The sequence below is a fragment of the Stutzerimonas tarimensis genome (genome assembly GCF_042648805.1).
GTDB classification, from domain to species: domain Bacteria; phylum Pseudomonadota; class Gammaproteobacteria; order Pseudomonadales; family Pseudomonadaceae; genus Azomonas; species Azomonas tarimensis.
Genome location: NZ_JBHRXZ010000024.1, coordinates 312,128 through 331,342, shown reverse-complemented (window position 1 = coordinate 331,342; position 19,215 = coordinate 312,128). Strand labels below are relative to the sequence as shown.

20 protein-coding genes and 1 tRNA gene are annotated in these 19,215 nt (G+C 62.3%); 11 read left to right on the top strand and 10 right to left on the bottom strand.

The genetic code is table 11. The annotated features are described in order from the left end of the window. Window positions 1–28: 28 nt before the first annotated feature. From stpA to ACFOMF_RS15410, 3 genes are all read right to left on the bottom strand, one after another. Entirely contained in the window at window positions 29–1,312 is a 1,284-nt protein-coding gene (gene stpA / locus ACFOMF_RS15420) for a glucosylglycerol 3-phosphatase (RefSeq protein WP_386366480.1), read from the bottom strand. Between the two features lie 218 nt (window positions 1,313–1,530). Further along, window positions 1,531–1,604: transfer RNA gene (locus tag ACFOMF_RS15415), tRNA-Gly, on the bottom strand. Between the two features lie 46 nt (window positions 1,605–1,650). Beyond that, entirely contained in the window at window positions 1,651–1,875 is a 225-nt protein-coding gene (locus ACFOMF_RS15410; RefSeq protein ID WP_386366478.1) for a cysteine-rich CWC family protein, read from the bottom strand. Window positions 1,876–1,998: 123 nt separating this feature from the next. Here ACFOMF_RS15410 and ACFOMF_RS15405 point away from each other — a divergent pair, with 123 nt between their 5' ends. Then, entirely contained in the window at window positions 1,999–2,412 is a 414-nt protein-coding gene (locus ACFOMF_RS15405; RefSeq protein ID WP_386366476.1) for a hypothetical protein, read from the top strand. Here the strand turns inward: ACFOMF_RS15405 and ACFOMF_RS15400 are convergent. From ACFOMF_RS15400 to ACFOMF_RS15390, 3 genes are all read right to left on the bottom strand, one after another. Further along, the gene (locus tag ACFOMF_RS15400; protein ID WP_386366474.1) at window positions 2,400–3,518 is read right to left on the bottom strand and encodes an enoyl-CoA hydratase/isomerase family protein; all 1,119 of its coding nucleotides are present in this window, start codon (window positions 3,516–3,518) and stop codon (window positions 2,400–2,402) included. The two genes, ACFOMF_RS15405 and ACFOMF_RS15400, sit on opposite strands and share 13 nt — an antisense overlap. Before the next feature lie 73 nt (window positions 3,519–3,591). After that, window positions 3,592–4,410 (bottom strand): enoyl-CoA hydratase, encoded by an 819-nt coding sequence (locus tag ACFOMF_RS15395; RefSeq protein WP_386366472.1) that lies wholly within the window; start codon window positions 4,408–4,410, stop codon window positions 3,592–3,594. Window positions 4,411–4,480: 70 nt separating this feature from the next. Next, window positions 4,481–5,728 carry an ABC transporter substrate-binding protein gene (locus ACFOMF_RS15390; protein ID WP_386366469.1) on the bottom strand — a complete coding sequence of 416 codons (1,248 nt, stop codon included), beginning with the start codon at window positions 5,726–5,728 and terminating at the stop codon, window positions 4,481–4,483. A 187-nt stretch (window positions 5,729–5,915) separates the two neighbouring features. On the opposite strand from ACFOMF_RS15390, the gene ung reads away from it, so the two are divergent. Beyond that, window positions 5,916–6,602 (top strand): uracil-DNA glycosylase, encoded by a 687-nt coding sequence (ung, locus tag ACFOMF_RS15385; RefSeq protein WP_386366467.1) that lies wholly within the window; start codon window positions 5,916–5,918, stop codon window positions 6,600–6,602. A 69-nt stretch (window positions 6,603–6,671) separates the two neighbouring features. Here ung and ACFOMF_RS15380 read toward each other — a convergent pair whose 3' ends face one another. The 3 genes from ACFOMF_RS15380 to ygfZ all read right to left on the bottom strand — a co-directional run bounded on the left by ACFOMF_RS15380 (window position 6,672) and on the right by ygfZ (window position 9,269). Continuing rightward, window positions 6,672–7,187, bottom strand: a complete 516-nt coding sequence (locus ACFOMF_RS15380; RefSeq protein WP_386366464.1) for a DUF4142 domain-containing protein — start codon at window positions 7,185–7,187, stop codon at window positions 6,672–6,674. A 180-nt stretch (window positions 7,188–7,367) separates the two neighbouring features. Continuing rightward, on the bottom strand, window positions 7,368–8,204 hold the full coding sequence (locus tag ACFOMF_RS15375; protein WP_386366463.1) for an HDOD domain-containing protein: 837 nt from the start codon (window positions 8,202–8,204) through the stop codon (window positions 7,368–7,370). A gap of 123 nt (window positions 8,205–8,327) precedes the next feature. Continuing rightward, window positions 8,328–9,269 (bottom strand): CAF17-like 4Fe-4S cluster assembly/insertion protein YgfZ, encoded by a 942-nt coding sequence (ygfZ, locus tag ACFOMF_RS15370; RefSeq protein WP_386366461.1) that lies wholly within the window; start codon window positions 9,267–9,269, stop codon window positions 8,328–8,330. A 121-nt stretch (window positions 9,270–9,390) separates the two neighbouring features. On the opposite strand from ygfZ, the gene ACFOMF_RS15365 reads away from it, so the two are divergent. Next, window positions 9,391–9,642, top strand: coding sequence for an FAD assembly factor SdhE (locus ACFOMF_RS15365; protein ID WP_386366459.1), 252 nt, complete (start codon window positions 9,391–9,393; stop codon window positions 9,640–9,642). Beyond that, the gene (locus ACFOMF_RS15360) at window positions 9,629–10,081 is read left to right on the top strand and encodes a protein YgfX (RefSeq protein WP_386366457.1); all 453 of its coding nucleotides are present in this window, start codon (window positions 9,629–9,631) and stop codon (window positions 10,079–10,081) included. The genes ACFOMF_RS15365 and ACFOMF_RS15360 overlap by 14 nt, the downstream gene beginning before the upstream one ends. Here ACFOMF_RS15360 and nadB read toward each other — a convergent pair. Then, window positions 10,050–11,663: an L-aspartate oxidase gene (gene nadB / locus ACFOMF_RS15355; protein ID WP_386366456.1), complete on the bottom strand. Its 1,614-nt coding sequence runs from the start codon at window positions 11,661–11,663 to the stop codon at window positions 10,050–10,052. The two genes, ACFOMF_RS15360 and nadB, sit on opposite strands and share 32 nt — an antisense overlap. Window positions 11,664–12,119: 456 nt before the next feature. Between nadB and rpoE the strand changes: the two genes are divergently transcribed. The 7 genes from rpoE to lepB all read left to right on the top strand — a co-directional run bounded on the left by rpoE (window position 12,120) and on the right by lepB (window position 19,190). Continuing rightward, complete coding sequence (gene rpoE / locus ACFOMF_RS15350; protein ID WP_386366453.1) at window positions 12,120–12,701, top strand: RNA polymerase sigma factor RpoE; 582 nt, start codon at window positions 12,120–12,122, stop codon at window positions 12,699–12,701. A 34-nt stretch (window positions 12,702–12,735) separates the two neighbouring features. After that, window positions 12,736–13,356, top strand: coding sequence for an RseA family anti-sigma factor (locus ACFOMF_RS15345; RefSeq protein WP_386366451.1), 621 nt, complete (start codon window positions 12,736–12,738; stop codon window positions 13,354–13,356). Between the two features lie 136 nt (window positions 13,357–13,492). Next, window positions 13,493–14,431, top strand: coding sequence for a MucB/RseB C-terminal domain-containing protein (locus ACFOMF_RS15340; protein ID WP_386366449.1), 939 nt, complete (start codon window positions 13,493–13,495; stop codon window positions 14,429–14,431). Next, window positions 14,428–14,883: a SoxR reducing system RseC family protein gene (locus tag ACFOMF_RS15335; protein WP_386366447.1), complete on the top strand. Its 456-nt coding sequence runs from the start codon at window positions 14,428–14,430 to the stop codon at window positions 14,881–14,883. Before ACFOMF_RS15340 ends, ACFOMF_RS15335 begins: the two co-directional genes overlap by 4 nt. Window positions 14,884–14,916: 33 nt before the next feature. After that, entirely contained in the window at window positions 14,917–16,362 is a 1,446-nt protein-coding gene (locus ACFOMF_RS15330; protein WP_386366445.1) for a DegQ family serine endoprotease, read from the top strand. A gap of 172 nt (window positions 16,363–16,534) precedes the next feature. Continuing rightward, window positions 16,535–18,334, top strand: a complete 1,800-nt coding sequence (gene lepA, locus ACFOMF_RS15325) for a translation elongation factor 4 (protein ID WP_386366443.1) — start codon at window positions 16,535–16,537, stop codon at window positions 18,332–18,334. A gap of 1 nt (window position 18,335) precedes the next feature. After that, window positions 18,336–19,190, top strand: a complete 855-nt coding sequence (gene lepB / locus ACFOMF_RS15320; protein ID WP_386366441.1) for a signal peptidase I — start codon at window positions 18,336–18,338, stop codon at window positions 19,188–19,190. Window positions 19,191–19,215: the final 25 nt, after the last annotated feature.

The window sequence follows — 19,215 nt, the reverse complement described above, 5'->3', positions numbered from 1 at the left end:
TGCTACGGTTATATCATAACATTTGACGTCAGGCCTGTCGGCAGGCGAAGCGTTCTGCAAGCGCGCAGAAAAACTCGACGTACTGTCGGTGCCCACCGCAGAAGATGACGTCGACTTTCAGCGGATCTTCGGCATCGCTGATGCCTTTCAGCGCGGCCCATGGCGGCTGCGCCGGGTCGTCGGCATGGCGCTGCAGGAGGGCGGCGTCCACGCCGGGGCGGCGGACTTCTCCCGCGCTGCTGTCGATGTAGAGCACCCGGTTGTCGCTGCCAAAGGCCTTGCCAAGCGCCTGCACCAGCGTCAGGAAACCGCGGTCGCTGCCACCGCGCAGCCATTGGGTCTGGCCATTTTGCTCATTTGCATAGGAGGTGACGGTGTCGCCGACACCGACGATGCAGGGCATGTGTACAGGATCGAACGTGTCGCGTGCCAGTTGCAGCAGTGCCTCGGGGTCGCGCGGCGCCTGGCGAGCATTGAAATGTTCGCCGAGAGGGTAGTGGCCGGTGCGCTGGAAGTAGTAGTGATTGAGAATCACCAGTACGCCAACCTCCTTGACCGCGCCCTTGAGCATGAACTGGAAGTCCGTGGTGCCGGCGCTGGTGCCTTCGGCGCTCTTGACCCGTTCGCGGCCCTGTTCGTCATGTCCCAGGTTGGGCGCGTAGTGAATGAAAAAGGCATCGGTCAGGCCGGCTTCCGCAGCCTCTCGCTCGAGCTGTTCCATGAACCGCTGGGCAGCCTGTTGCAGCGTCGGATACAGGTCGGGCTGATCGATAAATCGCTGGTGCAGGTTGTTGAGGTTGAGAGTAGGCGAGACCAGGTTGTCGAGAACGCTGGAAGCCACCAGCGGAGCAGCCTCGTCTTCGCTCAGGCCGTAGGGCGCAGCGGCCAGCAAGTCCTGCAGGAAGGCCTCGGCTTTCGCGGGGATTGCCTGGAGAAAGGCCAGCTCCTCATCGGTGACCCCGGGATGGGAAACCTGGCCGTGGCGATCCTGCAACTGAACGCCGCCGGCTGCCAGCCCCGGCAGGTAAAATCCCTGTTCGGCTGGCTGCCCGGGTGTTTCGAAAGCCTTTTCGACGATTCCGTTCACGCCTCGGCTGCCAATGTGCTCGCCATTGGTCAGCACGTAGAAATGACCCACCAGACGTTGCGCGGCCTCAACGTAGCGGCGGTCGATGACACGGGTCAGCGGGTCCTTGACGAGCCCCATGCAAACGCCATCGAGGTCCTGAATGACCAGCAGGTTATCGGTGGCCGCGAGGGAATCGAGTAACCGGGTGTGATCGAGCGAGATGATCGGGCAGTCGTAAGTCATGCTCCATGTTAACCGCTCTCGCGTGGTTGACGAAGCGGCTAATCGCTCGAGGCTGAAGGAGATCCAGGCCATCCATAACGATCCGAAACACGTCATCCAGGCACTGTCGACCGTCTGATTTCAGCCTTCGCGGCTGGGCCTTTTCGACACTTCTTCGACACCATCAAAAGCCGGGAACGAAAAAGCCCTGTAAAAACAGGGCCTTATCGCGTTTTATCTGGAGCGGGCGAAGGGAATCGAACCCTCGTCATGAGCTTGGGAAGCTCAGGTAATGCCATTATACGACGCCCGCGTGGGTGACTTTTTACCAGATCGGGGCGTTTTGTTGAAGCCGGTGGTCAGGTATTTTTCGAGTCCACCGAGGCAACTGGCGTTCCGGCCATTGCGCAGGCCTGGCAGAGGCAGGTCCGGTTTCGGCTGGCGGGCGGCAGTCGATCGAGAAGGGCCTGGTCGATAACCACGGAGAAGCACCAGCATGTAGAGGTACTGGTGTCGCTCGCTTCGACCAAGCCGCAGCGATTGGGCTCGCCGCAGGCGGGGCACAGGTGGTCTCTTGAGGACATGGGCATCGGCTGGAATCCGGGTCGGTGACATACACTGTAATGCATCCGGTGGCGGCGCTGTCCTTATGGATCAGGTCGTTGTGGTCTTATGAAGCGACAGGCCATGATTGGCGGAGGTGGCTCATGAACGCGGGTATTCTCGGTTTGGGCGTGGCGTTGCTGTTCAGCACGCCTGTGTTGGCGGGCTGGTTGCCAGGAGACGGCGCGGGGCCAGGCACGGGAGCGGTGCTGGCCTACCAGTACGACCCCCGTAGCCCCTACTCGCAACACCCGGCGCCGCGTCGGGAGATGCTTCCACAGCACCCCCCGCGCTATCAACCCTATCAGGTGCCCCGCCAGAATCCGGGGATCTCGCGTGATCCGCACCGGCAGATGATGCCGCGCCAGAATGTTCCGCCAGCCCGCTTGAAACCACGCCGAGACCAGGGTTACGCCCCGCCGTCACGACACGGTTACCGGCAGGCTCCGCCACCCGGTGTCTATTATTATCCGCCCTCGTATCCGAGCAATCCGTCCTACCGCTTCTACCGCAACTGAGCACTGAGGTCGGCCATCGGATGAGGGCCGGCCCAGGCTGGCTCGAAGTGCGCCTGGACCACGGCTCCGGGTACGCTGTCCACGTCTGGCCAGTGCCAGGCGGGCTGGTTGTCACGATCGATAAGGCGCGCACGGACGCCTTCGGCAAATTCGGGATGGCGGCAGCAGTTGATGCTTAGACTGTATTCCAGCATCAGTGCCTCGGTCAGGGAAAGATAGCGTCCTCGCTGCAGTTGCTCCCAGATTAGATGCGCAGTCAGTGGCGAGCCGCTCGCCAGGTTCTGGGCCGCGCGTGCCAGCAGGGCGTCGGGGTCATCGCGCAGGGCGACGAGGGCATGCCAGGCACCTGGCAGATCGGCCACGTCCAGCAGTTCGTCGATGCGGGCGCGGCGTGGCAGCATCTGCGGCTCGGGTGCCTGCGCTCTGGCCGATTCCTCCAGCATACGCAGCAGGCTGTTGAGCTGCAGTTCTGGTTGCTGCGACCAGTTGAGCTGGAGCAGACCCTCGATCAGCTCCGGCTGCTGGTCGTCTCGCAGCAGCCGGTCGGCGAGGCTCAGATCCAGCGCGTCTCTGGCATTGACCTGGGTGGCGGTCAGGCCCAGAAACAGGCCTAGCTTCCCCGGCAGTCGCGACAGGAACCAGGTCGCGCCCACGTCAGGGTAGAGTCCGATGCTGATCTCGGGCATGGCGAGGCGGCTGCTGGGGGTGACGACACGGATCGAGCCGCTCTGCAGCAATCCCATGCCGCCGCCGAGCACATAGCCGTGCCCCCAGGTGAGCAGGGGCTTGGGGAAATGGCGCAACTGGTGAACGAGGCGATATTCGCGCTCGAAGAAGTGCGCCGCCAGCGTCGGCACTTCGCCAGGATGGCTGCGGCAAGCCTCGCTCAGGCTACGAACCTCGCCACCGGCGCAGAATGCCTTGGTGCCATTGCCGCGCAGCATGACGCAGGTAATGGACGGGTCCTGCGCCCATTGTTCGAACCGTTGCGAAAGCATTTCCGCCATGGGCAGGTTCAGGGCATTCAGAGTCTTTTCGCTGTCCAGCGTGGCGATGCCGAGGCGAGCGCCGTGATGGCCAAGACGTTCTTCGAAGATGACGTTCATTCAGGGTTCCGGCTCGAGGTGGCAGAAGAGGAAGTGGGCTCAGGGGCTTCAAGGGTAGGGTGAGCCGCTTGGCTCAACGGTTGCGCCATGCGGGCTCCCGTTTTTCAATAAAGGCACTGACACCCTCACGGGTATCCTCCGCATCGAAAAGACTGACGAAGGCTTCCCGTTCGGCTGCGCCGAGGGTGTCGGGGCCGCGTCGGCGAACCGCGTCGATCAGGGGTTTGATTGCCCTGACGGCAACGGGGCTCTGCCGGGCGACGCGGCTCGCCATGAGCAAGGCGTGACCGCGAGAGTCACCAGAGTCCACCACCTGCTCGACCAGTCCGATGCGTAGTGCGGTTTCCGCGTCGAGCCGTTCGCCGCAGAGAATCATTCGCTTGGCCCATCCTTCGCCGACCCGCCAGGTCAGCGCCTGGGTACCGCCCGCACACGGCAGGAGGCCCACCGACGCTTCGGGCAGGCCCAACTGGGCGTGTCGTTCGGCGATGCGGATATCACAGGCGAGGGCGCATTCGAGTCCGCCGCCCAGCGCATAGCCGTTGATCGCGGCGATGGATACGCCCCTGAAGTCGCGCAGTGCTTCGAAGGCGTCTCCGAAGCGCCTGGCCATCTCTCGTGCGCGGTTGTGATCTGCGTCGGCAAAGAGATGGAGATCGGCCCCGGCGCTGAAGAAGCTGTCGCCCTGGCCGGTGATCACAAGGGCGTACACCTCGTCGTCGTGGTTGAGATGATCGACGATCTGCTTCAGTCCGATCAGCGATTCACGATCCCAGGTGTTCGCCGGTGGTTGATTGATGGTGATGAGGGCGGTGTGGCCGTGCTTCTCCACGGTGAGCTTGTGCGTCAGGTCGAAGACGCCGGATTTGTAGGGTTCGATTGCCTTGGTCATGACGGAGACTCTCTACAGCTGAGCATGCCTGGCGCCGGATGGCCCAGCGCCAGGCGTGACCAGGCAGGCGTCAGTGCAGGGTAGGCGGCTGACCGGCGGCGACTCGTTCTGCCTGCCAGTCGGCGTGGTTCTGCGCGGCCTGCTCGGCGCCCAGTCGGTGGACGATTTCGAAATAATCTTGGTTGAAGCGATCCTCGAGCACCTCGAGCCGTGACTTCACCCTAACAGCATAGACGGTCTGCAGGTTCTGATGGTCGAAGGCACGCCATTGCTGTTCATCCTTGAGCAGGCTGTAGCGATGATCTTCCAGGGCGCGGATCACCGCCTCGCTCTTCATGCTGTTGGCACGGATCACGGCTTCGCTCCACTGGTGCACGATGCTGTAGGCCGAGGCGGCGGAGCTGGAGGGGTGGGTCTGGTAGCGGTTTCCGTAGGCCTCGACGAAAGCTACGCCGCGTTCGGAACCTTCCAGCTCCGGCACCCGCCAGGTCCAGGGCTCGGTGCCGAGCACGCCCTGCATGATCACGGGCCCTGCCTGTTCGACCATGTTCTTGGTCAGGTTGGGCACGGCGACTTGCATTCGCCGTGTCAGGCCCATGTCGTCAGCGAGGCGCATGGCTCGGACCAGGTCGTTGCCGAACAGGACCAGCACCAGAACCTGGGCGTCGCTCTCGGCGGCGGCTTCCAGTGCCTGGCGGTAATCTGCCATGCGAGCGTCGGGGAATGGCGTTCTCACGCCGGGATGCCGCTCGGTATCCTTGGTGCCGGTGACATGCCGTAATGAGCTTTCGCTGGTATGGCCCCAGGTGTAGTCCGAGGTGATGTAGAAGTAGTTGCGTCTTGGAAAGTGTTCGTTGAGATAGGCTCCGAGCACCCTGGCGCTCATCCAGGCATTGTTGCTCTCGCGGAACATGTAGCGGTGGCCGTCCTTTCCCGTGGTGTCGTTGGAGTAAGTCAGGGTGCCGAAGTACAAGAGGCCGTGCTCGCGGGCGCGCTTGCCGCCAGCAATGGCGACGGCACTGGATGCGCCGCCGAAGATCATCGCGGCGCCTTCGGTCGCCAGCTTGTCCACGTTTTCGATGGCCTTCTCGACCCGCGAGGCACTGTTGTAGCTGGAGATACGCAGCGGCCGGCCCAGCACGCCGCCGCGGGCGTTGATTTCTTCCACAGCGAGCAAGGCGCCACGCATCTGATCAAGGCCTTCTTCCTTGTAGGTTCCGGTGCGCGGATAGTTCATGCCCAGCGTGATGGGTTCGGCCGCCTGGGCGCAGAATTGAATACCGACGCAAAGCGCCAGCAACGACACAATCCTTTTCATCGAGAGTCCCTTGTGAAGTACGCGAGGAGCCCCGGTGAACGGCCACGGGACATCCAGGCTGTTTTTATTCGTCACTCTTCTACTATAGGGTCGATTCCAGGCGCATTGGCTATTGGTCTAAACCGGAGCGTGAAATTGACATTCTGCGACCGCTTTCCTAGGGTACCGCCATCCACGGGGAGTGCGCATGAGCCAGAGCGACCGTATCAAACTCGAACCGGGCTGGAAGGCTGCCCTGGCGGAGGAATTCGAGCAGCCCTATATGAAGGCGGTGGGCGAGTTCCTGCGCAAGGAAAAGGCCGCAGGCAAAATCATCTTCCCACCGGGTCCGCAGATCTTCAATGCGCTGAACTCGACGCCCCTCGACCAGGTCAAGGTCGTGATCATTGGCCAGGATCCCTATCACGGCGCGGGGCAAGCCCATGGCTTGTGTTTCTCGGTACTTCCAGGCGTGCCGGTGCCCCCTTCGCTGGTGAATATCTACAAGGAACTCAAGCGCGACCTTAACCTTGATCCGCCGGCGCATGGTTGCCTGCAGCGCTGGGCCGAGCAGGGCGTGTTGCTATTGAATACCTCGCTCACAGTGGAGCAGGGGCAGGCGGGTTCACACGCGAAGATCGGCTGGCAGCGCTTCACGGACCGGGTCATCGAAGTGGTCTCGGCGCATCGGCCTAGCCTGGTGTTCATGCTGTGGGGCGCGCACGCCCAGGGCAAGGCCAAGCTGATCGATCCGACCCGCCATCTGCTGCTGAAGTCGGCACATCCATCGCCGCTGTCGGCACATCGGGGGTTTCTCGGCAACGGGCACTTCAGTCGCGCCAATCAATTCATTGTCCAGCATGGCGGTGAGCCCATCGATTGGTCGCTTGCCTGAAGCGGCCGCGAGGGTGATCTCGAGGCAGCAAAAAGGGCGACCTTGGTCGCCCTTTTTCATGAATCGAGGTTACTGGTTGGCGTACTTGTTCTGCAGTTCGCGTGCCTTTTCCAAGTGCTCTTCCAGCGTCGAAAGCTCGCCTTCGGCATAGGTGCTAAGCTCTTCGTGCTCGCCTTCGCGAGCATATTCGCGGTACAGCTCGAGCGTTTGCTCGTGTGCATTGACCTGATTGTTGGCGTAAGCCTGGTCGAAGCTTTCGCCGTCGCGCAGCTCCAGGATCATTACCTTGGCCCGATCCATGAGGGTGGCATTGTCAGCCAGCTCGAGATCGTCATCGCCAGCGGCAAGCTCGGCAAGCTTTTCACGGCTCTTGGTGTGGTCGTCAATCATCATCTGGGCAAATTCGCGAATGTCTTCGGACTGACTGGTCTCCAGGGCCAGTTGCGCCGATTCGATTTCAGCCAGCGCCTTGGCGGATGCCTCGTTGACGAAATCCTCGCGGTCGGCCGCCAGGGCCAGGCTGGAGAAAACACCGAAAAGCAGGGCGGTGGCTCCAGATAGGCATGCTTTGGATAAGCGAGTCATGGGATGTTCTCCTTATAGTCAGCGAAGGTTCGCGATACCCGCCGCAAAGCGATTGCCGGAGGTATGCGGTTACGGCATGAGGCCGTATTTTTCGGACTGGAGCCGCGAGGGGTGGTTCCGGGCGTCCGGCGAACGGTCGCCTGGCTGGGAGAGGGGCGGCAGAGCGGCCGCCCGAGAAGGTTATTGCAGCATGCTCATCGCGGCGTCCATGGCTGCGGAGAGGTCTTCATCCTGATCGGTCAGGGTTTCAGGGTCGAGGCCGAGCTTGGCGAAGGCGGGGATTCGCGTCCAGTCCAGCTGCGTATAGGGGTGGTTACTTCCGGTATAGCTTTGCAGGGCGGCGACCTGCACGATGTCGACATAGTCGACTTTCGCCGAATCGCGGGTGAAGTTTGTGTATTCACCTGGAACCTTCGCCAACAGTTCGGGGAATTGCCAGGTCCGCAGGATCTTCTCGCCGATGCGGGGATGTATCTTGTCGATCACGTGGTCCAGGCTGATCGAGTCCGCGAGTAGCGGACCGTATTCCTCTGCATAGGTAAGGATCGGCAGGACCCCGATCTGGTGAACCAGTCCGGCCAGGGTCGCCTGGTCGGGCATCAGACGAGTATAGTGGCGGCACAGCACATGGCTGACCGCCGCCACCTCGATGCTGCGATTCCAGATCTCGCGCATCTTGCGGTCGACCACGTCGGTGGTCGCCTGGAACATCTGCTCCATGGCCAGTCCGGTGGCAAGGTTGGCGGTGTAGTTGATGCCCAGGCGGCTGACAGCCATCTGCAGATCGTTGATTTCCCGACTGGTGCGCAGCAGCGGACTGTTGACCACCTTGATGATCCGAGCGGTGAGGGCAGTGTCCTCGCCGATCACCTTGCTCAGCGCGGGAACGCTGATGTTCGGGTCTTCGGCCGCTTCGCGCACGCGCAAGGCAACTTCAGGCAGCGTGGGCAACACCAGTTCGTCGTTGTCGATCGCCCGGCTCAGGTCATGAAGGATTTGGTCGGCGAGGGAGCTCATTCGTGTTTCCTTGATAAGGGCAGTGCCCGTCCTGGTGTTCGGTGTTCGGTGTTGCGGAGCCGAAGTGGCTAGGTGCGACCGACTAAGGTGGCGGCAATGGACCGGCCAGGTGAGCCGCGGGCTTCAGCGTTGGGTTTCGCGCTGGGCATCCAGGGTATAGGGGAGATCCAGCAGGGTAAGCGGAAAACCGTCAGGCGAGCCCAGCAGGATCCGGCCGTCCGCCACCGCATCTTCCAGCAGCACAGCGAGCAGTTCTGTGCTGTGTTCGGCATTTGCAGCGAGAACTACTTCACCGACGCTGGTGCGGTGCACGGGAGAGAACAGCTCGACGCCCGGGGCTGGCAATTCTCCGCCCTGGCCTTCGAGGCGGTACATGCGACGCTTGAGTTTGCCTAGAAACTGCATGCGGGCAACGATCTCCTGCCCCGTATAGCAGCCCTTCTTGAAGCTGACCCCGTCAACGGCCTGCAGGTTGATCATCTGCGGAATGAACATTTCCCGGGTGGAACCGAAAACCTGGCCAATGCCGGCGCGTATCTGGGCCAACAGCCACTGATTCAGCGGGGCTTCTGGCAGCGCATTGGCCAAGGCGGCACGCAGCGTCGCACTCTGGGCGGAAGGCACCCAGAGTTCGGCGCGCCCATCCGGCAGGCGAACCGCCATCATGCCTTCATGACGCGCCACCGCATTGGCCTCGGGCGGCAGGGCCAGGCCCAGGCTGTCGAGCAGAGCGTCGCCCTTGTTCAGGCCGAAGCGCAGCCAGTGATCGCTTTCGTCCGTGAGCTTCGACTTGGAAAACACGGCATATCTTGAAAGGTCGGCCAACTGCGAGGCGAGCAGATCCGCTGACAGGGCGAGCAGGTAGCCGGCATTCTCGGTCAGTATGCGAAAGCTCGATTGCATTCGCCCTTTCGGCGTGCAGCGAGCGCCCAGACTGGAGCGTCCGTCGCTCAGGTACTTCAGGTTGCAGGTCAGCTGCCCTTGCAGAAAAGAGTCGGCATCGGCGCCGCGGACGGCAAGCACACCCTCGTGCGAGAGTGCGCAATAGTAGGCTTCATCGGTCATGGTCGTTGGCCTGGGCGTGTCGAAAGCCGGCATGATAGCAAGGCCATTCGGCAAAGCGAGCCGGCATGTGCCGATGACTGCGGCATCGCTATAATGCGAGCCCCACGAAGGAGTCCCCCGCATGGTCGATCAAACCGAACTCAACCGTCTTTTCTGGCACAGCCGTCGCGGCATGCTGGAGCTGGATGTTCTGCTGGTGCCCTTTGTGAAGGAGGTGTACAGCACACTCGAGGAGGAAGACCAGGCCCGTTTCCGCAAGCTGCTGAGTTGCGAGGATCAGGACATGTTTGGCTGGTTCATGGAGCGGGAAGTGCCGGAAGATCCCGATCATTACCGCATGGTCCGCATGATCCTGGATCGTGTCCAGCCGTAGCGTCCCCTTCGAGTGCCACTGGCAGGCTTCGCGCCTGCTGCTGGCTGGCTACCTGCTGGCGCTGCTGCTGGCAGGCGCAGCGGTGATGATCTCGGCGGTTCCGGTGTTGTTCAAGGGCGGGCTGATATCGCTTTGCCTCGCCCATGCCGCCTGGACGCTGCCGCGGCGGATTCTGCTCAGCCACCGCAGCGCCTGGTCGGGCCTGCGCCAAGACGACGGCACTTGGCAATTGTTCAGCCTGGAACGGGGCTGGCAGCCCGTACAGCTGCGGCGTGACAGCTTGGCTTTACCGGTGGCGGTGATTCTTCGTTACCGCCTGCCTGGCCAGTGGTTCGCTCGAGGCCTGTGCATTGCGCGCGATGCGATGCCCGTCGACGAGCACCGCCGGCTGCGGGTGCGCCTCAAGTTCAGTCGCCGGCGCTGGGCGGCACCAGAATAGTATCGAAGGCCACCGGCAAGGGCCTCGGATAGTCGAGGGTGTAGTGCAGGCCGCGGCTTTCCTTGCGCTGCATGGCCGAGCGGATCATCAGGTCGGCCACCAGTGCGAGGTTGCGCAGTTCGATCAGGTCCCGTGAAACCCGGTAGTTGCTGTAGAACTCCTCGATTTCGCTCAGCAGCAGGCGCACCCGGTGCCTGGCGCGCATCAGGCGCTTGCTGGTGCGTACGATACCCACGTAGTCCCACATGAAGCGTCGCAGCTCGTCCCAGTTGTGAGCAATGATCACGTCTTCGTCGGAATCGGTGACCTGGCTGGCGTCCCACTGGGGCAGGTCGGCCCGCAGCGACACCACCTCCAACTGCGAGACGATGTCGAGAGCCGCTGCGCGTGCGTAGACGAAGCATTCCAGGAGGGAATTGCTGGCCATGCGGTTGGCGCCGTGAAGGCCGGTGAAACTGGTCTCGCCAATGGCGTAAAGGCCCGGGACATCGGTCTGGCCCGCTCGGTCGACGACCACGCCGCCGCAGGTATAGTGGGCCGCGGGGACGACGGGGATCGCCTCGCGGGTGATGTCGATGCCGTAGGTCAGGCAACGCTCGTAGACAGTGGGAAAGTGGTTGCGAATGAAGTCAGCCGGCTTGTGGCTGATATCGAGATAGACGCAGTCGATGCCGAGACGCTTCATCTCATGGTCGATGGCGCGGGCGACGATATCTCGTGGTGCCAGTTCCTCTCGGCTGTCGAAGCGCGGCATGAAGCGTTCCCCGCCGGGCAGCTTGAGCAGGCCGCCTTCGCCTCTGATGGCCTCGGTGATGAGAAAGCTCTTTGCCTCGGGGTGATACAGGCAGGTCGGGTGAAACTGGTTGAATTCCAGATTGGCGACCCGGCAACCGGCACGCCAGGCCATGGCGATGCCGTCGCCGCAAGCGCCATCGGGGTTGCTGGTGTAGAGGTAGACCTTGGCGGCCCCTCCGGTGGCAAGAACGACGAAGCGCGCCTGGAAGGTATCGACCTCGCCGCTGCTGCGATCGAGTACATAAGCGCCCAGGCAGCGGTCGCCTGGTTCGCCGAGCTTGCGCTCGGTGATCAGATCCACCGCGACCCGCTGTTCAAGCAGTTCGATGTTGGCGCGTTGCTGTGCCTGGGCCAGCAGAGTGTCGAAGATGGCAGCGCCGGTGGCGTCGGCGGCATGGATGATGCGGCGGTGGCTGTGCCCCCCCTCACGGGTCAGGTGAAAAGCGAAGTGCCCCTCCGGTACGGGTGTTTCGTCCCGGGTGAAGGGCACGCCCTGGTCGATCAACCACTGAATCGCCTCCCGACTGTGTTCGACGGTGAAGCGAACCGCGTCGTCCCGGCAGAGGCCGCCACCGGCAGCGAGGGTGTCGGCGACGTGCGCCTCTATGGTGTCGGTGTCGTCAAGTACTGCCGCCACGCCGCCCTGAGCCCAGTAGGTGGAGCCGTTGGAAAGCTCGCCTTTGCTCAGTACAGCCACGCGCAGCTGTTCGGGAAGATTCAGGGCAAGGGTCAAGCCGGCCGCGCCGCTGCCGATGACGAGGACATCGTGACTGTAATGTTTGCTCATGGTCTTCTCACTGCACCAGCCGCTCGGGCTGGTTGATTGTGCGGCACTTTTCCTAGCGTAATGCCATCAAACGCTACACTGCGACTCGTTCGCGGCGGAATCTTACCAGCGAACGTCACTCACCAAAGGGGCTGATTCCACGCGCAGGAGTAGCTTGCGACCGCGTCCGCTTATGCTCAGATGCAATCAAGCCGATATTTTTCATTTCCCGCGGAACTAATTCCTCTCGCGCCCGGTCATTAGGAGGTTACACGAGTGGTTCAGGGACGGGGGGAGGTGCCAAGGAGAGGGTTTTCATTCGATGGTCACGTTTGATCCGGCACAGCGGCTGACCTCTCGTCAGGTTCTGCCGTGCATGCGGTTAGGGGGAGAACTTTTGCACAAGACACTGGTCTATTGGGGCAAGCTGGCTTACTGGCAAAAGCGATACCCCTTGGGTTTCTATGAGGAGTGTTCATGCTGACCCAGGAGCAGGACCAGCAGCTGGTCGAGCGAGTGCAGCGCGGCGACAAGCGCGCTTTCGACCTTCTAGTGATGAAGTACCAGCACAAGATTCTCGGTCTGATCGTGCGTTTCGTGCACGATTCGCATGAGGCTCAGGATGTGGCCCAGGAAGCCTTTATCAAGGCTTATCGGGCGCTAGCCAATTTTCGCGGGGACAGCGCGTTTTATACCTGGCTGTACCGCATCGCCATCAATACGGCGAAGAATCATCTGGTGGCTCGTGGCAGACGGCCCCCGGATAACGATGTCAGCTCAGAGGACGCGGAATTCTATGAGGGCGATCACGCACTCAAGGATATCGAGTCGCCCGAGCGGTCCCTGTTGCGGGATGAAATCGAAGGCACTGTTCATCGGACCATTCAGCAACTACCGGAAGATTTGCGTACGGCGCTAACGTTACGCGAATTCGATGGTCTGAGTTACGAGGACATCGCGAGCGTCATGCAATGTCCAGTTGGTACTGTCCGCTCCCGGATCTTCCGGGCCCGGGAAGCCATAGATAAAGCACTGCAACCCTTGTTGCATGATTCCTGAGTGACAGCGGCGTTAGTTTAAGAGAGGAACCGCCATGAGTCGTGAAGCCCTGCATGAATCGCTGTCCGCGGTGATGGATAACGAAGCGGACGAGTTGGAGTTGCGTCGTGTACTCGCCGCTGGCGCAGACGCTGACGAAGTAGACGCGACTTGGTCGCGTTATCAGATCGCCCGTGCCGCCATGCACAAGGAGTTGATCGACCCACGCCTGGACATCGCCTCGGCGGTCTCGGCTGCCATTGCAGCAGATGAGGTTCCGGCCCCGGCGGCTGCGCCGGTCCCGGCGCGACGCTCTGGTCTGCGCGGTCTCGGACGCATCGCGGTCGCTGCATCGGTAACCGTGGCGGTGCTGGCGGGTGTGCGGCTGTACAACCAGACTGACGTGGCAGGCCCCGAGCTGGCGGCTCAGCCGGTACAGCCTGCGCAGCCGGTGCTAAGCGCGCCGCAGAACGTTCAGAGCCCAGCAGTACTCGCCGGCTTCAGCGACAAGTCAGGTGATGCGCAGGCTCAGCCCGGTTCGGAAGCGGCCCGGGCCGAGAGCTGGCAGGAGCAGCGCTTGCCGTCTTATCTGCGTCAGCATGCACAGCAAGCTGCCTTTGGCGACGCCGAGGGGGCGACCCCGCCGGCTCAGACGACCGGTATGGATGCTCGCTGATCGTTGCTAAAGACGGAGCTGCGGTTTTATCCCCGGGCATGCGGATGCTACGCTGCGCTCTTCGTCTTTATGGGTAGCTGCTTCAGACGGCATCGGACGCCGTCCATGCCGGTTGCGGCATTAGTCTAGGAATCGCATGCGCGTAGCTCCACTGTTGTTTGCCTTGGGAGGCTGGCTATCGATGCCGGCCTTTTCTGCTGATACGGATGTCTGGCTGCAGCGCCTGGCCCAGGCCGAACAGCAGACGGACTTTTCCGGCACTTTCGTGTACGGCCTCAGTGCCAGCCTGTCCAGCCATGCCGTCTGGCATCAGGCTCGGCAGGGCGTGGTGCGTGAACGCTTCCTGTCGCTGGATGGGCGTCCGGCCGAAGTAGTGCGTGTGGACGGTCGAGTCGAGTGTGCCAGTGACGAGCTTGCCGCGCAGATCGCCACGAGCAAAGGCTGGCAGAGCCCTCACTTCAGCCCTGAAACCGTGAAAGAAGGCTATGAGCTGCGCCAGATAGGCGAGTCCCGGGTGGCGGGACGTCCGGCGGTCGCCTTTGCGGTGCTGCCACGTGACCAGCACCGCTACGGGCTGGAGCTGCATCTGGATCAGCAGACTGCGCTGCCGCTGAAGGCCCTGTTGCTCAACGAAAAGAACCAGTTGCTGGAGCGCTTCCAGTTTACCGCGTTCAGTACCGATTCGTTTGAAGCTTCGAAGCTCGAAGCGGGCCCTGACTGCTCCCCCATGGCGCCCACGATCTCACAACCGCCAGCCACCAGTGCCTGGCGTTCCGACTGGGTGCCGCCGGGCTTTCGCCTGGTGGCCTCCGGCGAGCGTGCGAGTCCGGTCTCCGACAAGCAGGTGGACTGGCTGATCTATGAAGATGGGCTGGCTCGATTTTCGGTTTATCTCGAATCTCTGGAGGCGCTTGTTCCCGACGAACGTACCCAGGTGGGGGCAACCGCCGCCATGTCCAAACGCATCAGTGTCGGCGGTCGCGAGGTCATGGTGACGGTCGTGGGCGAAATCCCCATGGGCACCGCCGAACGTATCGCCTTGTCCATGCGTCCGACGCAGGGAAGGGAGCCATGATCGAAGAGCAGGGACGGGTAATCGCGGTCGAGTCGGGCGCCGTCTGGGTTGAAACCCTGCGCAAGAGCACCTGTTCCGGTTGCTCGGCGCGCCATGGCTGTGGCCAGGGTCTGATGGACAGGCTGGGTGTGCGCCAGCGGCGAGGTGTGATCCGGGCGCTTTGCCGGGAGCCACTCGAAGTGGGCGATTCGGTGGTGATAGGCATCGCAGAGCAGGCAATGTTGCGCGGCGCGTTGTGGGTATACATGGTTCCGCTGCTCGTGCTGCTCGGCGCGGCCACAGGGTCTTCGGCGCTGGGCTTGGCCGAACCTCTGGTCGTGGCGGCCGGACTGGTCGGTTTCGCCTTGTCCTGGCTGTTGGTCCGCTGGCAGGGCGCCCGCATCGCGCAGGATCCCGGTGCGCAGCCCGTCGTGCTGCATACCTCCATCGCCGGCCAGTCCGGCGGGCAATAGTTCCCCCTCCCACCCGGCCGTGGAGGCGTCTTCATGATCCTTGCAGCAATTCGCAACCTCACGTTCGTGACTTTTCTGGGTTTCTCCAGCCTGTCATCGGCAGCGCCTGCTGGCCTGCCGGACTTCGCCTCCCTGGTCGAACAGGCCTCCCCGGCGGTAGTGAACATCAGTACCCGACAGGCTCCGCAGGCGGCGGCGCGCAGTTCCGGGATCCCGGCACTGCCCGAGCTCGAAGGTCTGCCGCCGATCTTTCGTGAGTTCTTTGAGCGCAACATTCCAGGCTTTCCGGGTGCGCCCGGCGGGCCCGGAGCCCCCGGGCAGCGGCCTGAAGCGCAGTCGCTTGGTTCTGGCTTCATCATCTCTGCAGACGGCTATGTGCTGACCAACAATCATGTCGTCGCCGGGGCCGACGAGATCATCGTGCGCATGGCCGATCGCAGCGAGCTGGTTGCCGAACTTGTAGGTGCCGATCCCCGTACTGATGTGGCGCTGCTGAAGATTCAGGGCGAGGGGCTGCCAAGCGTCAGGCTTGGTCAGTCCAGATCGCTCAGGGCGGGCGAATGGGTATTGGCGATCGGCTCGCCGTTCGGCTTTGACCACACGGTGACGGCGGGCATCGTCAGCGCGACGGGGCGCAGCCTGCCCAACGAGAGCTACGTACCTTTCATCCAGACCGACGTCGCCATCAATCCGGGTAACTCCGGCGGGCCACTGTTCAATCTCGAAGGGGAAGTGGTAGGGATCAATTCGCAGATCTTTACCCGTTCGGGTGGCTTCATGGGCCTATCGTTCGCGATTCCCATCGATGTCGCGATGGACGTGGCCGACCAGTTGCGTGCCGAGGGGCGGGTGACTCGGGGATGGCTCGGCGTGGTGATCCAGGAGGTCAATCGCGATCTGGCTGAATCCTTCGGTCTCGATCGGCCCGCAGGTGCCCTGGTGGCGCAGGTCATTGCCGAGACCCCGGCGGCTCACGGGGGGCTGCAGGTCGGTGATGTGATCCTCAGCGTGAATGACGCACCGGTGATCATGTCCGGCGACTTGCCGCATCTGATCGGCGTACTCAAGCCTGGCAGTGAAGCCCGGCTGGAAGTGGTCAGGGGAGGGGAGCGTCAGCGCCTGAGCGTAGAGGTTGGCGCGCTGCCCGAGCAGGAGCCGGGTCAGGCCGTCGCGCCAGGGCGGCCGGCCGGCGAACAGACCAGTCGGCGCCTGGGCCTCAGGGTCATCGAGCTTGGCGCCGAGCAGCAGGCTGAACTGGGTATCCAGGGGGGCGTATCCATCACTCAGATCACAGGCGGCCCCGCGGCGGGTATCGGCCTGCGGCAGGGGGATGTGATCACCCACCTGAACAATGAGCCGATTTCCACGGCGCGGGATTTCACCCAGAAAGCGGAGCAGCTGCCGACCAATCAGTCGATATCCATGCGTGTGCTGCGGCAGGGTCAGGCCAGCTTCATTACCTTCCGCCTGGCTGAATGATCTGCCCTGGTGCGGGAGAGTGGCGCATGGGCCGGCGCCCGCTGTCGGGCGATCGACGGGGTGCTGGCGCCGCCGCGGCGGCGTGCTCGCATGGCGCTCGGCGGGGTGATCGGTTACACTCCGGCACTATTTTTCGGCAGGCGGCGCCTGCATCTCTCCGAGTGTCCATGCTGTGAGTGACCTGAGTCATATCCGAAATTTCTCCATCATCGCCCACATTGACCACGGCAAGTCGACGCTGGCGGATCGGTTCATTCAGATCTGTGGCGGCCTGGCAGACCGGGAAATGGAAGCCCAGGTGCTCGATTCCATGGACCTGGAGCGCGAGCGCGGCATCACCATCAAGGCCCATAGCGTCACCCTTTATTACAAGGCGAATGACGGCAAGACCTATCAGCTGAATTTCATCGATACCCCGGGGCATGTTGACTTTACCTATGAGGTCAGCCGGTCCTTGGCGGCCTGTGAAGGCGCCCTGCTGGTGGTGGACGCCGGCCAGGGCGTCGAAGCGCAGTCGGTCGCCAACTGCTACACGGCCATCGAGCAGGGCCTCGAAGTGATGCCCGTGCTGAACAAGATGGACCTGCCACAGGCCGATCCGGACAAGGTCAAGGCCGAGATCGAACACATCATCGGTATCGATGCGAGCGATGCGGTGCCCTGCAGCGCCAAGAGCGGCATGGGCGTCGAAGATGTTCTCCAGCGTCTGGTCCAGACCATTCCCGCGCCCGAGGGCGAGATCGACGCGCCGCTGCAGGCGTTGATCATCGACTCCTGGTTCGACAACTACCTTGGCGTGGTGTCGCTGGTGCGCGTTCGCCACGGTCGAGTGAAGAAGGGCGACAAGATCCTCGTCAAATCCACCGGCAAGGTTCACCAGGTGGACAGTGTCGGCGTGTTCTCGCCCAAGCATACCGTCACGGTGGACCTCAAGGCCGGCGAGGTGGGATTCATCATCGCTGGGATCAAGGAGATTCTCGGCGCGCCGGTAGGCGATACCCTGACGCTTTCGTCCACTCCCGACGTACCGATGCTGCCGGGTTTCCAGCGGATCAAACCGCAGGTCTTCGCCGGCCTGTTCCCGGTCAGCTCCGACGATTTCGAAGACTTCCGCGATGCCCTGCAGAAGCTCACCCTCAACGATGCTGCGCTGCAGTACGAGCCGGAAAGCTCGGACGCCCTGGGCTTTGGCTTCCGCATCGGCTTCCTCGGCATGCTGCACATGGAGATCATCCAGGAGCGCCTCGAGCGCGAGTACGACCTGGACCTGATCACCACCGCCCCTACGGTAATCTACGAGGTGGTGCTGAAGAACGGCGATGTGGTCCACGTCGACAACCCGTCCAAGCTTCCGGATGTGTCGTCCATCGACGAGATGCGCGAGCCTATCGTCCAGGCCAACATCCTCGTACCCCAGGACCATCTTGGCAACGTCATCACCCTTTGCATCGAGCGCCGCGGTGTTCAGCGCGACATGCAGTTCCTGGGCTCGCAGGTACAGGTTCGCTACGACCTGCCCATGAGTGAAGTGGTGCTCGACTTCTTCGACCGCCTGAAGTCGGTCAGTCGCGGTTATGCGTCGCTGGACTATTCCTTCGATCGCTTCCAGGCGGCGAATCTGGTGCGCCTCGATGTGCTGATCAACGGCGACAAGGTGGATGCGCTGGCATTGATCGTCCACCGCGACAATGCGCACTACAAGGGCCGCGTGCTCACCGAGAAGATGAAGGAGCTGATCCCCCGGCAGATGTTCGACGTGGCCATCCAGGCTGCCATCGGTGGCCAGATCGTCGCGCGGACCACTGTCAAGGCGCTGCGCAAGAACGTCCTGGCCAAGTGCTACGGTGGCGACGTGAGCCGCAAGCGAAAGCTTCTGGAAAAGCAGAAGGCAGGCAAGAAGCGCATGAAGCAGGTCGGTAATGTCGAGATCCCGCAAGACGCCTTCCTTGCAGTGCTGAAGGTGGATGGCTGAGATGGCGATCAATTTCCCGCTATTGCTGGTTATCGCGGTGGGGGTATGCGGCGCCCTCGCGCTGTTTGATCTGATCTTTCTCGCGCCCCGTCGGCGTGCCGCGGTCGCCAATTACCAGGCGACCACCGAGCGCAGCGACCCGTCCACCATCGAGGCCTTGAACAAGGAACCGTTGCTGGTCGAGTACGGCAAGTCCTTCTTTCCGGTGCTGGCCATCGTGCTTGTGTTGCGCTCCTTTCTGGTCGAGCCATTCCAGATCCCCTCTGGCTCGATGAAGCCAACCCTGGAAGTGGGTGATTTCATTCTCGTCAACAAATTCGCCTATGGCATTCGCCTGCCGGTGGTCGACACCAAGATCGTCGAAATCAGCGATCCCCTGCGCGGCGATGTAATGGTGTTCCGCTACCCCAGCGAGCCCAACATCAACTACATCAAGCGTGTTGTCGGCCTGCCGGGCGACGTCATCCATTACACCAGCGAGAAGCGCCTGCTGGTCAATGGAGAGCTGGTCGCCGAGCAGTTCATCGCTGAGGAGACCGGCAGCCTGGGCACCGCCGCGCTCTTTCGTGAGCGACTGGGTGAAGTGGAGCATCTGATTCGCAAGGAGATGTCCCGCTTCCGGGTAGAACCGGATCGCGAATGGCACGTGCCCGAAGGCTACTATTTCATGGTCGGCGACAACCGTGACAACTCCAACGACAGCCGCTATTGGGACGACCCGTCCATTCCTGCGGACCTGAGGGGCATGGTTCCGGACCGCAATATCGTCGGCAAGGCGTTTGCCGTATGGATGAGCTGGCCAGACCCGAAATTCAGCAATCTGCCGCATTTTTCGCGGGTAGGCCTGATTCACTGAAACCTGTGAACTTCTGCCCCCTTCC